The organism is Rothia similimucilaginosa, from assembly GCF_029850875.1.
In the GTDB taxonomy this organism is placed as follows: Bacteria; Actinomycetota; Actinomycetes; order Actinomycetales; family Micrococcaceae; genus Rothia.
This window is the reverse complement of the sequence record NZ_JAOVAM010000006.1, coordinates 86,174-100,786: the sequence shown is the minus strand read 5'-3', so window position 1 is coordinate 100,786 and position 14,613 is coordinate 86,174. Positions and strand designations below refer to the sequence as shown.

The window sequence follows — 14,613 nt, the reverse complement described above, 5'->3', positions numbered from 1 at the left end:
TGGCACAGTGCACATTCCATTCTAGAGGATGAACCGGCATAAATCAGGGGCCGTCCCCGCACTCTCAGCAGATAGTGCAAGAACGACCCCCGTTCTAGGTTATGTGCGAGCATCTAGCCCGCGGTTAGTCACAATGAACTGAGTTCTAAGCCTTCTCAGATTCCTTAGATTCTTCAGAGCTTTCAGACTCTTTAGCTTCTATCTCCTTTTCAGACTCTTCAGCCTTTTTACGGCGCTCTAGCTCATGCGGGAAGAGGAACTCCTCCTCACGAGGTGCCTCCTTCTCCCAGTCACGATTCGCCAGGTAACGCACCACCGTGTTGACCACAGACAGAGTCGGCACAGCGAACAGAGCACCCACCGCACCAAAAATAATGGAGCCACCAGCCACCGAGAAAATAACCGCCAGCGGGTGCAAGGAGACAGCCTTACCCATAATGAGCGGCTGCAGAATGTGGGATTCGAGCTGCTGAACCAGCAGAACAATACCGAGCATAATCAGCGCCTGCACCGGGCCCAGAGCAACCAGCGCCAGCAGCACAGCCACAGCACCGGAAATGAGAGCACCAATCACCGGAACGAAGGAGCCGAGGAAGACCAGTACACCCAGCGGGATAGCCAGCGGAACACCCAGGATTGCGGCACCAACACCGATGCCGATAGCGTCGATAGCCGCCACCAGAATCTGAACGCGCACGTAGGCACCCAGGGACTTCCAACCCGCACGACCCGCACCGTTGACAGCGGCACGCGCATCCTTCGGGAAGAGGCGGGTCACGAACAGCCAGATACGCTCGCCCTCCATCAGGAAGAAGACCAGGGTAAACAGGGTCAGCAGGGTACCGGTCGCAACCTCAGCGGCGGTCGAGCCCACCTGGGATACACCGTGCAACACAGAACTGGGATTATTGCTGACGGCATTTTCTGCCTGATTCAACAGCTGGTTCAGCTGGTCTGCACCGAACTCGTAGCCGAGGTTCTTCAGCCAACCAATCAGCCGCTGGTAGCCCTGCATTGCATTATCCGCCATGGACACAAAACCGCGTAGAATCTGCTGACCGGTCAGCGAAATAATACCGGCGAGCACCAGAATCATACCGATTTCGGCAATAGCCGCCGCGCCACCGGCACGAACACCCTTCTTACGCAGAAGCATCACGGCGGGGCTCAGCAGAGCCGCCAACAGCAGAGCCACCAGAAGAGAAATAACCAGCAGGGAGACGTGTCCCAGGCTTTTCCAAAGGACCCAACCGGCACCGGCAATCATAATGATGCGCCACGCCCAAGCACCGGCAACTTCCATAGCAAAAGGCACCCGGTAGCCGCGCTCCTCCTCGGCTACTTGTTCTTCTGCAATAGGTGTAATTTTCACGGTGTCTCCAAATCGTTATCGGTATCGCGCCCGCGCGGGGCAGCTTCGGCTACCCCAGCGGAGGTAGTATGTGGTGATGTTGTGGCCCCTCCCCTGCGCCTCGATACATCGGGGAAGTAAAGCGGCAAAGGCGGCGGCACCATCACGGTACCGCCGCCTCATAACGAGCTTTAGTCGTTGCTAAAGATGCTTGCCAGGTACATGAGAACACGCAGAATCTCGACGTACAACCAGACGAGAGAAGCGGTCAGGCCGAATGCAAGACGCCAGGACTCACGCTCGGGCAGGCCAGCCTCCACAGCCTCGGAGGTGGTGGTGAAGTCCAGCAGCAGAGAGTAGGTTGCCAACGCAACAGCAAACAGGCCAACAATCAGACCCAGGGGAATACCGAAGAGGCTCACACTACCCAGTGCGGAACCGAAGATACCCGCACCCAGGATCGAGATGAGGCCGTACACAAGGTAACCAATAGCGCCGATCATGAAGATCTTGTTGAGCTTAGGAGTTGCGCGCAACTTCCCGTTCGCAAACAGCGCCAGGGTGGTACCTGCGACCACTAGGGTTGCCAGAACAGCCTGGACAGCCACGCCGGGGTAGCGCATATCCACAACAGCGGACAGGCCGCCGAGCAACAGACCTTCCATGAACGCGTAGGTCATGACCAGAATCGGGGAAACCTTCTTCTTGAAGGAGTTCACCAGACCCAGGACTAGACCGCCAATCATGCCCAGGAGCAGCAACACTGGCATGAACCATGCAACAGCGGCACCGACAGCGACCAGGCCCAGGTTGATGCCGGTCTTCACCATGACATCGTTCATAGTCAGACGCTCACCAGCAGGGATGGGCTCCGAGTAGGTGGGGGCTGCTACGCCGTATTCAACCTCACCGTACGGCTGGCCGTACTGTGCCTGCTGGCCGTACTGGGGCTGGCCATACTGCTGATTATAGGGCTGCTGACCGTACTGCGCCTGCTGGCTGGCCTGCTGAGGCTGTGCACCAAAGCGACCGAAACGAGAGTCACCCTGAGTGACATTCTTCGTCATTGAATTCAGAAGCGGGTTTCCTGCCATCATACTCTCCTTAAACGGGTACAAAACTAATTCTGTTAATTCTATCGGATAGATTCTGCGCTCACGGGTGCTGTTCGCTACCAGCAAGGGTTTCTAGCAACCTTGCCAGAATATTTCAGGGCGGTGTTTACCTGAGGTTCACCCAGGTCCGCACCGCCCCGCAGACAAACACTTCTGCGCGTCTCTTTGTGAAGCGTCTATTGCGAAGCTTCCAAACAATCAAGGAGTTGCTCCAGGTACTCCAGAACGGCCTGTTCCTCGTTCGAACCAATCACCTCGTCAGCAACATCTCGCACAATCTCCGGGGCGTTAGACATAGCAACACCCCAGCCTGCGTAGCTGAGCATCTCCATGTCGTTCTCACCGTCACCGAAGGCAAGAATACCCGCCGGATCAGCGTCCAGACGCTCGCATAGGTCCTTCAGACCGGTCGCCTTATTGACACCGGTACGCACTAGGTCAATGGCGCCGAAGCCACTCACCATCGGGGTGACGGTCTGCGGAAGAGCCTCACGCAGGTAGATGCTCAGCTGCTGCGTCTGCTTCGGCGGGGTCAGCAGCGGGAACTTAATGGGTGCACCCTCAAAATCTTCAATAGAGTCAACCATGACCGAGCCAGGGAAGAAGAACGCCGCAAAGTCCTCCAGGGTGAGGGTTTCGGGAAGATCCTGACCGGTATCTTCAAAATAGCCGCGAATCATGTGCACAATCTGGTCACAACGGTCCTTGGGAAGGTAGATACCTTCGGTGGTGCAGACCAGCAGACCGATGTGGTTCAGCCCCTGGACTACTTCAATGATGCGCGGTACATCCTCTTCTTCAAAGGGATGCACGGCAAGCTGACCGCTCTCATCGGCCAGGTACGCACCATTCTCTGCAATGTAGATGAGGCTCTGGTTCTCAAAGCCGCGCATATAGTCCTGTAGCTTGGCGTAGGTGTTTCCGCTCGCCACGACAAAATGGATTCCCAGCGCCTGCAGGCGGGGCAGGATGCGTGAGAAACGTTCGGTGTCAAAAGTTTTGGAGTCGGTGAGGAATGTGCCGTCCATATCGACAGCAATAATGGAGGGTCTAGTCTGCATGCGATGCCTTTCTGCCCCTGCTACCCCATTCAGGCGGGGGTGCATCTGTGGCTGTGTCTCTTCTAGGGTCTCATGTTTTTCAGCTCCGAAAGATGGTATGCGGGCGTTCTTGAGAGTTGAGCGCCGTCACAAAACGTCATCTAAACCCCCATTCTTAGGGCGCAAGTCACTTTTTAGCCCCATTTTCACTGCTTTTTGCACCCTATTTCCCTCTGCGAGCTAAATTCACTTGAATTGTAAAACTTTACTTGTCAAGCTTAAAGGTATGAACAACACCACCACGAAATCCACTGGTCTGCTCATCCTCCGACTCGTCTTCGGCTTTGTCATGATCATGCACGGAACCCAGAAAGCATTCGAATGGACTCCCGCGGGTACCATCGCCTCCTTCGAGCAGATGAGTATCCCCATGGCAGCCGCAGCAGCATACTTCGCTATGGTAACCGAACTAGTCGGCGGCATCATGATTATCCTAGGTGCAGGCACCCGCATCGCGGCAGCCGCATCCGTCATATCCATGAGCGGCGCACTCTTCTTCGTCCACCTCCCAGCAGGTTTCTCCGCATCTAAGGGCGGTTACGAATACGTCCTTACCCTCGCCGCAGTGGCAGCAGCCCTCACTCTCACCGGCGCAGGCAAGTTCTCCATCGATGCACTGATTACCGCGCACCGCAAGTAAGCTTTGAACCGTTTCTTGCCTCCACACACAATTCCCGAAGGCAGATAATTGCCGATAGGTTCACTCAGGCTTCACCACCGGCCGCCCTGATTCCGGCAGAGAACGACTGCATCTACCCGCAGTGAAGAGAGAGCGCGGAATGCGACAGCCCGCACCGCCACTCCACGATGCCCCGATAGCATTGGTCCGGGGGCATCGCCTTTTTGAACCCCACAAAACCCCAGACACGCAAGCGGCGGCTCCTCCCCTACGGGAAGAGCCGCCGCTTATCTCTATACCGCGCATCTACGCGTCTCTATGCAGTGCCCCCACTGGGACTCGAACCCAGAACACAAGGATTTTAAGTCCTCTGTCTCTGCCAATTGGACTATGAGGGCGCACCCCGCATAGTTAGGGGTACGAATACCTATTATTCCACGAAAACGCACCCACACCTAAGCGGAAGCATATTTCAATGAGTTCCCCACGCTCTAACTACAAGAAATCGCAACAGCACATACCGGTGAGCGACTGCACACAGCAGATACTCCCCCCCCCCCGGGCACAAAAATGGGCGGTGCAGAAGACCAAAGTCTTCCACACCACCCATTGCTTTTTATCTCAAGTGCGCTATCCCAGGGGAATACCCCTAAGTCAGGCTATTTTAGAGCTTTGCCTTCTGGCGTGCCGGTGCAGTACCGGTTGCCTCCTGGAATGCCAGACGCGGGGAACGCTGGTGGCGAATCGAGGAGGTGTCGCGACCGAAAATCTGGTTCAGAGCCCAGGTGGTCATCACGCGAACGGTACGCTCGGTGGTGGGGATTGCAGAGCCGTGGTAGCCGCGGTGCATAATCCACGCCAGCGGACCGCCAATGGTCTTACCCTTGAAGTTTGCAACACCCTTCCACAGGCCCAGACCTGCCACAACACCAATAGTCTCGTGGTAGTAGTCGGTCAGGGGCTCGCCGCGGCGAGCAGCCAGCAGGTTCTTAGCCAGAACAACAGCCTGGCGGGAAGCGTGCTGAGCGTTGGGAACGCAGAAGCCGCCCACGCCGCCACCGGAAAGATCCGGAACAGCCGCGTTGTCGCCTGCAGCCCAAGCACCCTCGAGCACGCCATCATCACCGGTAACACGCAGGTCTGCGCTCACACGAACGCGGCCACGCTCGTCGATCGGGAAGTCGGTGTTCTTCAGCATCGGGGATGCTGCCACGCCTGCGGTCCAGATCAGGGTGTCGGTCTTGACCTCGCCTGCGGGGGACTTGTCAGCCATGTTGATCAACTGCAGGTTACCGTCGGTTGCGTCGGAGAGGGAGGTGTTCAGCAGGATCTCGATGCCGCGTGCACGCAGCTCTGCAACAACCTTCTCTGCACGGTCTGCGGGAACCTCGGGCATGATGCGCGGTGCAGCCTCAACCATGACGAAGTGCAGGTCAGAAACAGAGAGACGCTCATTGCGCTCAACAGCAACGCGTGCCATGTCCTCGAGCTCGGAGATAGTCTCAACGCCAGCGAAGCCACCACCAACAATGACGAAGGTCAGGGCACGACGACGTGCTTCAGCATCATTGAGCATGGATGCAACCTCGATGCGATCCAGAACCCAGTTACGAACAGAAACTGCCTCTTCAATAGTCTTCAGACCGATAGCAACCTCTGCCAGACCCGGAATCGGGAATGCACGGGTCACAGCACCTGCACCCAGAACAATCTCATCGTACTTCAGCTCGAAGGGCTCACCGTTGTCGGTGGGCTCCACGATAGCGGTGCGGTTTGCATGGTTGACGGAGGTAATACGGCCCGGAATCAGCTCGGTGTCGCTCAGGTGCTGGCGCAGCGGCACAGTTGCGTTACGGCCTTCCATTGAACCTGCTGCAACCTCGGGGAGGAAGGGCTGGTAAGTCATGTAGGGGTTCGGCTCAACGATGGTGACAACGCCACCGGTCTCCTTGATAGCCTTCTGGATCTTCTTAGCAACGGTGAAGCCGACGTAGCCGCCACCGACAATCAGGACGCGAGGACGGTCCTGTACCACCTTAGTGAATGCCATTTTGTTACTTCCTAGTCTTTAGGTACCGAGGTTCGGTAGCCCCGGTAGGGTGGTATGTGCAACTTTCGGCTCGTTCCGAAAGCTCCCCTGACGAACAAAGCGGCCCGCTCTGGAAGTCCTTACGCAACGCGAAGTGGCTAGCAGCACGAGCCTGTCTATCACATACCTGTTGTCTTCTATTTTACGCCTTTGTTTAGGTAATTTCGCACCTATGGCCCCTTTTGGGCTGACCCTAAGTTAAAAGTTTTGCGCATCTGAACTGGGTTCACCCCTTGATGCTGGTTACGGTCAAAAATACCCTTTCTAATTTTTGTGCGGTGTGTTCGATATTTTCGTTTACTACTGCCTGTCCCGCCAGAAATCCCATCCCAAACAATAAAACCTGGGGCCAACTCAAAAGTCAGCCCCAGGCGAACAGAAAAGCCCCTGTACAACAGAAAAACGTCATCAAACAGTGCTAACGAGGGGTCCGGCGAGCACTCTTCCGTGCAGTTTCTTAAGACTTCTTCGACACACGGCGAGTACCCCGGCGAGTACCCCGGCGAGTACCCCGGTGAGACCCCTGATGATGCGCCGCCGCACGAGCCATCTGCGCAACCTGCCCCGCGCTCACATGCATCCTGTGCAAACGATGCACCGAACCAGCCGTAATAATCGTCAGCCACAACACCAGCGCCGCCAAAATCACCGGCGGCAACCAGCCACGATCCTCCGGAGGGCGACGCGCATCCGGCGCAGCCGCCTTCACAATGCTCTCACCCTCCTCATGGACTGGCGCAGCATCGTTAGGAGTCGGAACGCTCACCTGCTGCTTGCGGTGCACAGCAATCCACTCAGAAATCGAACCCAAGGGATTAGCCGTCACCGCAGGTGACGCTAGAGCCATCGCATCCTGCGGATTGAAAATACCGTAACCATACAAAGGGTCACGACCCGTCGCACCAGCATCATCAGCCGAAGCAATTAACCGCTGAGCCAACTGAGCCGCCGACTCTTTCGGATACTTCTGCTTCAACAACGCTGCAACACCCGTCACCAGCGGGGCAGCAGCCGAAGAACCAGACCAAATCATGTACCCGTTACCCGGGGCAGCCGCAATCATATCGGTACTCGGAGCAACCACGGCAATCGAAATACCCTGAGTAGACGACCCCTCAGAAACCTGCTTATTCCGGTCAATACCACCCACGGTCAGCACGCCAGGAATCGTCGCCGGAGCACCAACCTGCGTCAAGCCGCTACCGCGGTTACCTGCAGCCGCGACAATCAGCACGCCTTTCTGCTCAGCGTAGGCAAACGCCTCATCCCAGCTCTGCGGCCAACTCGTCTTATTCGAGCCGATGGACATGTTAATAATCTGAGCCCCATTATCGACCGCATAACGCACCGCCGCCGGGATCTGCTCATCAATGCTCTTACCGCCGGTCGTACCCATATTCAGCGAAATCGGCAGAATTTTCGCATCGGGAGCTACACCAATCACACCGGTCGGCTTCCCCGGCTGACCCGCAATCGCAGAATAACCCTGCGTATCGTGACCGTGACCGGCAATCAGAGAAGCGACCTCCGTGCCGTGCATCGGCTCAGCGCCCAGGCCCTTCCAGCCGTCCTCGCTACCGACGCCCGAAGCGTCATAACCGCGCAGAACATTACCCTCAAGATCCGGGTGAGTACCGTCCACGCCCGTATCAATCACAGCAACCGTTACACCCTTACCCGTAGCCTGCGACCACAAGGACGTAATACCGTACTCATTCAGCCAATACTCACGCTGACGAACATCATCACCATTCTTAGTCGACGTGCCCTGACTCGGAGTCGCAGAAGTCTTCAGCACCGCAGTACCCGACGGCGAAGGAGTCGCCGTCACCTCCCTCTTCGGGCTCGGCGACGCAGAAGCGGAAGGAGTCGGGTCTGTAGCCCAGGCGGCAGGCGCCAGCGGGATCCACAACGGCAGAAGAGTCAACGCGGCACTGGCACCCAAAGCTGCATCCTTACGGATGCGGCGAGTAGCGCCTCGGTCAGAACCAACCGAGACGCACACACCAAATACACGAGACACACAGGCGAAAAACAGCACAAGAGACCAGCCGGTCAGGGGCATACCTCGCCGACGCTCAGAATGAAACATTAAAACTCCTCAAGCTGAGCTGCGCCGTGAACCACCATCGGTTCACGGCGCGAGCGCTCACGCCTACAGCTGGGACAGAGCAATACCGTCCAGAATGTCGTGCTCACTGACGGTCACCGAATCCACGGCGCCATCAGTCATCTCGTTCAGACGGGTCAGGATGCGGGCGTAAATCGTCGCGCCGGCACCAATCACATCCACCCGACCGGGGTGCATGTAACCGAGCTCCTCACGCTCGGTACGGTTCAGCGAAGCCAACCAGCGGGCAGTCTTCTGAACGGTCTCTACTGAGAAGCTCTGAGCGTTAATAGCCTCAGAATCGTAGCGGTCCAGACCCAGCGCAGCGGCAGCCACAGTGGTCGCGGTGCCAGCCACTGCCACCACGCGGCGCGCATTCTGTAGGGGAACCGTCTTACGCGCAACATCGAGAGCCTCGTCAGTATCAGCCTCAACGCGAGCAATCTGAGACTCGGTCGCCGGGGCGCTGAGCATGTGACGCTCAGTCAAGCGCACACAACCAATATTGACACTACGGGAAGCCTTCACGCCCAACTCGTCGTCACCGAGCACGAACTCAGTCGAACCACCGCCCAGATCGAACACCAGAGTGTCGCCATCACCGTAACCGACAGCACGCACCGCACCCGCAAAGGACAGTGCAGCTTCCTCATCACCGCTAATGACCTCAGGCTCAGTACCCAAAATCTCGCGGATTCCGTCCACGAACACCTGGCGGTTACCCGCATCGCGAGTCGCGCTGGTCGCCACGAAACGCACCGAATCAGCGCCGTGCTCCTTCAGCAACTGCGCGTACTCACGAGCCGCACCGAAAGTACGGTCCAGCGCTTCCTGCGCCAGCCAGCCGGTCGCGTCCACACCCTGACCCAGACGCACAATGCGCATCTCACGCACAACATCCTTCAGGACGGTCTTCTCAGCCCCGTCCACTACCTCAGTAATGGAATCAGCAATCAGCAGGCGAATAGAGTTCGTACCGCAGTCAATGGCACCAACGCGCACGGTGTGTTCCTTTCAGGTCTTCAATAAACATTCAGCGCCAAAGGCACAGCGAGCGCCGCAGGCGAAAAATTTTCGCTTTTCGGCGCTCTTTCTTCTATCTATTATGCGCCCGCACCGTCCCTCAAGACGATGCGGGCGCACCAGAATCAGTATTTAGGCTTCTTCACGCCATGCGGGGTCACAGGAGCAGATCTCAGGGGTCCACCACGCGGCGATAGCGTCCAAGCCGCGGTCACCCATCGGGTTCACGCCGCGACCCACCGACAGGGTGTGGCCGATAACGGCGTGCAGGCACTTCACGCGGGTCGGCATGCCGCCGGCAGAGATGCCGTCAATCTCCGGGACCTCTTCGGTGCCGCTGATCAGGCGGATTCGCTCACGCTCAGCCAGGTAGTTTTCGTGCGCGGCAGCGTACTGTGCCGCTAGGTCTGCGTCCTCAGCCAGCGAGTCGGTCATCTCGTACATCAGGCCGCCCGCTTCCAGACGGGAAGCCGCAGCGGTAATCACCGGATGCGCGAGGTAGAACACGGTCGGGAAGGGGGTGCCGTTACTCAGGCGCGGCGCGGTCGCAGCCACGAGCGGGTTACCGCACACGCAACGTGCCGGGATCTCAACCACGTCGCGGACCCTGCGGCCCAGTTGTGCTGAGAGAACACGGATGTCCTGCCCGGTGGGGGTCAGGGTTTCAACAGTTACGCCGAAGCCGCGGGGGGTGCGTGCTTTCAGCTCTTCAATAGTGTTTTCGGTGCTCATATTCCTAAGTTTCTGGAACGAGGGGTCGCCTCGTCCGCTTATACTGGGTGTTTTCCAGGGGCAGGGTTCCTGCCGGTGACTGGGGCTAGTTCTTCTCGAGAGAATTCCAAACCTTCGTGGTCCAGGCTTCCTCAGGGGCGTCCTTCGCGTTCGCAGAAGTACCGTCCGCCTTCGAAGAATCCTCGGTAATGCCGGTGACAACGTACGGGGTATCGCCAGGGTTCACATAGTAGAGACGACTGCGTGCCTGCTGGCGAACATAGTTCTCGTCATTCCACCAGGTCTGTTCTGCCTTCAGCTGAGCGTTCTCCTGCTGTAGCTGAGAAATGTGCGCGTTGATCTGCTTGATTTCCCGGTCCTGCTCAATGTATGTAACCACCGGGTATGCGGTACCGAGCGCAATCACACCCACCACAACAGTAGTGAGGAAGCTACGTCCAGAGAACATGTGAGCTGCCACGGGGGCGTCGTATCCGTCTTCTTCACGGCCCTGCTGCTCAGCGGCGCGGCGGCGGGCACGCTCCTCACGACGAGCTTGAGCCTGACGTTCACGCTCAGGGTGACGCCTGTTCAAACCCACACCGAAGAAAAGAGCGCTTACCTTCTTCACCAGGGAGGGGCGGGCTTGCTTCGCGGCACCACGGGGCGCATTGGAGGAGACAGTGCCCTGAGCGGGTCCGGTGGAACTCTTTGAGTGCGACCGGGGCTGCTGGTTTGCTCGCTGGCTCATTGCTCTATCCTTCGTTCCGTTCTGTACCGCTAAACGCTTCCTTCATATTCTACCCGGGTTTGTACACTCACCTGAGCGTTCCCTCTGGAGCTACTTCCGGGGCCGTTTTGAAAGACCTTCGGGCTTTTTCGCTATGTGTTCGGGTGGGGTGCTGACATCCACCCAGGTAGAGCAAAAGGCGACGCTACCCCCAACGGAGATAGCGTCGCCCCTCGTTAAAAGCACCCCTGAATTGAAGGGGAGAACCCATCATTATCCGCGCTGGATGGCATCCAGAGCATCAATGAGCTGGGCAGATGCCTGGGGCTCAACCTTACGCGTAAACCACTTTCCTGATTCTAGGATGACAGGGAGATCTTTCTCGGTGAGCACCTCAGGGTGAGCTCCCATCCCGCTCCAGTCGATGTAATGGTGATTTGCGTGGTTCTCCGAATGCTTTGTGCCCGGTGCCAGCTGACCATCGGTTGCCCATGCCTCAACACTCTCACGAGCGGGCGTATTGAGGAGTACACTCTGCATCCACATCTCGTCAGGCATAGGGGCAGAACGGAAAATCTTGGTAACCTCTCGGCCCTTCGGAGTTTTCAAAAAGTCCATCACCTGAAGTGCAGCCGAACGAGAAATCGTCCAATAGGCCGAGCCCTGATAAAACTGGACGGGCAAATTCTTGCGGGGGAACATCTTCGAAATCTTGTAATACACTTTGCGTACGCCCCTGCGGATAATCCCTTCAGGCAGCAGGCCTTCAAAGTCTTTGTATTCGCGGTACTGAACCAGCTTGTAGTTTCGCATACCGGGAGCCAGAGCGTAGAAGCTTACCCAGGAGCGCTCCAGATTTTCGGGCCGGGCAAGAAAATCAGCGTATTCGCGAAGAGGACGCACAGGATAGCACTGCCCCGTAATAGATGCGTAATGAGTTGCCTCCGGATACTCCTTTAAAGCCTGGGCAAGCATTTTTTGAGTTGCCTTCACCGCAGAGTAACCGGCCCAACGCACGTTCTCACGCTCACGAACGTAAGACACACCCTCGACGTAGAAGTCGTCAAGATTGGCCTTCTTATCAATGTGGGCAACGCATACCCCACCAGAATTCAGAATATGTCGAGCAATTTTCTTAAACTGCTCCGGGTACTTATGGGCGAGGATGAGATAGCAGACAGTCATGATTTTCCTATGTGATGCGTGAGTGAACGTATATGGCTGATTATATGGCGCTGACAAGGAAAAACCGGGCCGACCCACAATACATGACGTGATGAATTACATCACGATGTATCGGGTTCGACCCGGCCTGTTCAGGGACGTTCAGCAGAACATCCCGCAACCTTCAAGCGTTATTATGCCTTGAAGCGGGGGAATGCGGACTTGCCAGCGTAAACAGCTGCCTCGCCCAGCTCTTCCTCAATGCGCAGCAGCTGGTTGTACTTAGCAACGCGCTCGGAACGTGCGGGAGCACCGGTCTTGATCTGGCCAGCGTTGGTTGCAACAGCCAGGTCAGCGATGGTGACGTCCTCGGTCTCACCGGAACGGTGAGAAACCATGCAACGGTACTCGTGGCGCTGTGCCAGCTCCATTGCGTCGAGGGTCTCGGTCAGCGAACCAATCTGGTTCACCTTCACGAGCAGAGCGTTAGCTGCGCCCTCTTCGATACCGCGAGCCAGACGCTCGGGGTTGGTCACGAACAGATCGTCACCGACAATCTGGACCTTATCACCAATCTGCTCGGTCAGGGTCTTGTAGCCCTCCCAGTCGTTCTCGTCCAGGGGATCCTCGATGGAAACCAGGGGGTACTTTGCAACGAGGTCAGCGTAGTATGCGCTCATCTCAGCTGCGGACTTCTTCTGGCCCTCGAACTCGTATGCGCCGTCGTTGTAGAACTCGGAGGAAGCAACGTCCAGTGCCAGTGCAACCTGCTCGCCCGGCTTGTAGCCAGCCTTCTCGATTGCCTCAACAATCAGGTCCAGTGCAGCTGCGTTGGACTCCAGGTTGGGTGCGAAACCACCCTCGTCGCCCAGGCCGGTTGCCAGGCCGCGGTCGTGCAGCACGGACTTCAGGGAGTGGTAAACCTCAACACCTGCGCGCAGAGCGTCAGAGTAGTTGTCGAAGCCGATGGGAGCAATCATGAACTCCTGGATGTCAACGTTGGAGTCTGCGTGAGAACCACCGTTGAGGATGTTCATCATGGGGACGGGCAGAACGTGAGCGTTCGGGCCGCCGAGGTACTTGTACAGGGGCAGGTCAGCGGACTCAGCAGCGGCCTTAGCAACAGCCAGAGAGACACCCAGGATTGCGTTTGCGCCCAGCTTGCCCTTGTTGTTGGTTGCATCCAGAGCAATCATGACTGCGTCAACAGCGCGCTGGTTAGAAGCCTCAATGCCGATGACCTCTTCAGCGATTTCTTCGATAACAGACTTCACTGCGCCCAGAACACCCTTGCCCAGGTATACGGACTTGTCGCCATCGCGGCGCTCAACAGCTTCCCACTCACCGGTGGATGCGCCCGAGGGCACAGCTGCGCGTGCGAAAGCACCGTCTTCGAGCAGAACCTCAACCTCAACGGTCGGGTTGCCACGGGAATCCAGGATCTGGCGTGCGTGAACTGCGGTAATAACAGCCATGAATTGTTCTCCTTTTGGGATGTCAAGGATGTGAACGGCTCACCCGGTAGTGGACAAGTCGCGTCCCCTAAATTTTAGCAAAAGTCCCACACAAACACACTAGTTGCCACCGCTTTTTTGCTGCCTTAATGAAGGTCTCAATAACCATTAGTCGTGCGCTACAAAGCGGAACAAGACCTACGCTTCCCCACAGAAAGAGAGTGTGGGTACCCGCTCAAAGCACAACATGAGCCCAAACAAATAGAAGGTGCTTTGAAACCTCTTATTCCCTCAGAGGACAGGTTTCAAAGCACCTCGAGAAGAACTCGACCAGCGTGTCTAGTAGCTCGGCTCATCATGAGTATGCTGAGCAATATAGCGGCGAGTGTACGAACGCAGGGCGCGCTCAGCATCCAGGCCGTTACGCTGAGCACGGCTCACCAACGCAAACAGCAACTCACCGAACTCCTCCTCAGTGTGCATATAGCGCAGGTCATCATCCATGCTCGTCGGCTCCGGCGGCAAAATAATACCTGCCTTACGTGCCTTCGACGCAGTCTTCTCCGCCATAGCAAGCGCCGGCAGATGCGGCGGCACACCATCCAACGCGCCGCGCTCGCTCTTTTCCTTCTTCTTCAACGCGTCCCAGGCCGCCTGCTGTTCAGCCGCGGTACGGGGCGCCTCCGAAGAACCCTCAAACCCAGCCTCGAACACATCCGGGTGGCGCGAACGAAGCTTCTGCACCAGACCTTCAACGACCTGCACAATATCGAAGCCCTGCGGGTTCGCCGCAGCAATATCGGAGTGGAACACCACCTGCAGCAGCACGTCACCCAGCTCTTCGCACAGCAACGGCATATTAGGCTCACCACCGGTTTCTACGGCCTCAACAACCTCGTAGGTTTCCTCCACCAGGTAGCGGATGAGGGAGACGTGAGTCTGCTCAGCGTCCCACGGGCAACCACCCGGGGCGCGCAGCAGCGCCATAGTTTCCACCAGGGCACCGAAGACCTCAGCGGCACGGGCAGCAGTGTCATGAATATTCTGCGCCGCAGAAGTCTCAGGATTAGGAGTACCAGGAATCTCAGCCATAACAACCTTCCTCATCGAAAAAAGACAAACATAGCACGCCGCGCCGACCCCCACA

At 57.3% G+C, this 14,613-nt stretch carries 12 protein-coding genes and 1 tRNA gene; 1 reads left to right on the top strand and 12 read right to left on the bottom strand.

The window, feature by feature from the left end; genetic code table 11:
- Nucleotides 1-145 precede the first annotated feature (145 nt).
- From QFX05_RS05950 to QFX05_RS05940, 3 genes are all read right to left on the bottom strand, one after another.
- Nucleotides 146-1,372 carry an AI-2E family transporter gene (locus QFX05_RS05950; protein WP_279741763.1) on the bottom strand — a complete coding sequence of 409 codons (1,227 nt, stop codon included), beginning with the start codon at nucleotides 1,370-1,372 and terminating at the stop codon, nucleotides 146-148.
- Between the two features lie 170 nt (nucleotides 1,373-1,542).
- A complete protein-coding gene (locus QFX05_RS05945) occupies nucleotides 1,543-2,445 on the bottom strand; it encodes a Bax inhibitor-1/YccA family protein (protein ID WP_279741761.1) in 903 nt (300 codons plus the stop codon).
- Nucleotides 2,446-2,642: 197 nt separating this feature from the next.
- A complete protein-coding gene (locus tag QFX05_RS05940) occupies nucleotides 2,643-3,527 on the bottom strand; it encodes an HAD family hydrolase (protein ID WP_279741759.1) in 885 nt (294 codons plus the stop codon).
- Between the two features lie 265 nt (nucleotides 3,528-3,792).
- Between QFX05_RS05940 and QFX05_RS05935 the strand changes: the two genes are divergently transcribed.
- The gene (locus tag QFX05_RS05935; protein WP_279741758.1) at nucleotides 3,793-4,206 is read left to right on the top strand and encodes a DoxX family protein; all 414 of its coding nucleotides are present in this window, start codon (nucleotides 3,793-3,795) and stop codon (nucleotides 4,204-4,206) included.
- A gap of 303 nt (nucleotides 4,207-4,509) precedes the next feature.
- Here the strand turns inward: QFX05_RS05935 and QFX05_RS05930 are convergent.
- From QFX05_RS05930 to QFX05_RS05890, 9 genes are all read right to left on the bottom strand, one after another.
- A tRNA-Leu gene (locus tag QFX05_RS05930) sits at nucleotides 4,510-4,583 on the bottom strand.
- 266 nt (nucleotides 4,584-4,849) lie between these two features.
- The gene (locus QFX05_RS05925) at nucleotides 4,850-6,235 is read right to left on the bottom strand and encodes an NAD(P)/FAD-dependent oxidoreductase (protein WP_279741756.1); all 1,386 of its coding nucleotides are present in this window, start codon (nucleotides 6,233-6,235) and stop codon (nucleotides 4,850-4,852) included.
- Nucleotides 6,236-6,731: 496 nt separating this feature from the next.
- A complete protein-coding gene (locus QFX05_RS05920; RefSeq protein ID WP_279741754.1) occupies nucleotides 6,732-8,366 on the bottom strand; it encodes a S8 family peptidase in 1,635 nt (544 codons plus the stop codon).
- 63 nt (nucleotides 8,367-8,429) lie between these two features.
- Complete coding sequence (locus QFX05_RS05915; RefSeq protein WP_279741753.1) at nucleotides 8,430-9,386, bottom strand: Ppx/GppA phosphatase family protein; 957 nt, start codon at nucleotides 9,384-9,386, stop codon at nucleotides 8,430-8,432.
- A 153-nt stretch (nucleotides 9,387-9,539) separates the two neighbouring features.
- Nucleotides 9,540-10,139 (bottom strand): DUF501 domain-containing protein, encoded by a 600-nt coding sequence (locus QFX05_RS05910; protein WP_279741751.1) that lies wholly within the window; start codon nucleotides 10,137-10,139, stop codon nucleotides 9,540-9,542.
- Between the two features lie 85 nt (nucleotides 10,140-10,224).
- A complete protein-coding gene (locus QFX05_RS05905) occupies nucleotides 10,225-10,869 on the bottom strand; it encodes a septum formation initiator family protein (protein ID WP_279741749.1) in 645 nt (214 codons plus the stop codon).
- Between the two features lie 252 nt (nucleotides 10,870-11,121).
- Complete coding sequence (locus QFX05_RS05900) at nucleotides 11,122-12,033, bottom strand: beta-1,6-N-acetylglucosaminyltransferase (protein ID WP_070686228.1); 912 nt, start codon at nucleotides 12,031-12,033, stop codon at nucleotides 11,122-11,124.
- 173 nt (nucleotides 12,034-12,206) lie between these two features.
- The gene (eno, locus tag QFX05_RS05895; RefSeq protein WP_279741747.1) at nucleotides 12,207-13,487 is read right to left on the bottom strand and encodes a phosphopyruvate hydratase; all 1,281 of its coding nucleotides are present in this window, start codon (nucleotides 13,485-13,487) and stop codon (nucleotides 12,207-12,209) included.
- Between the two features lie 318 nt (nucleotides 13,488-13,805).
- Nucleotides 13,806-14,549, bottom strand: a complete 744-nt coding sequence (locus tag QFX05_RS05890) for a MazG family protein (RefSeq protein ID WP_314079893.1) — start codon at nucleotides 14,547-14,549, stop codon at nucleotides 13,806-13,808.
- Nucleotides 14,550-14,613: the final 64 nt, after the last annotated feature.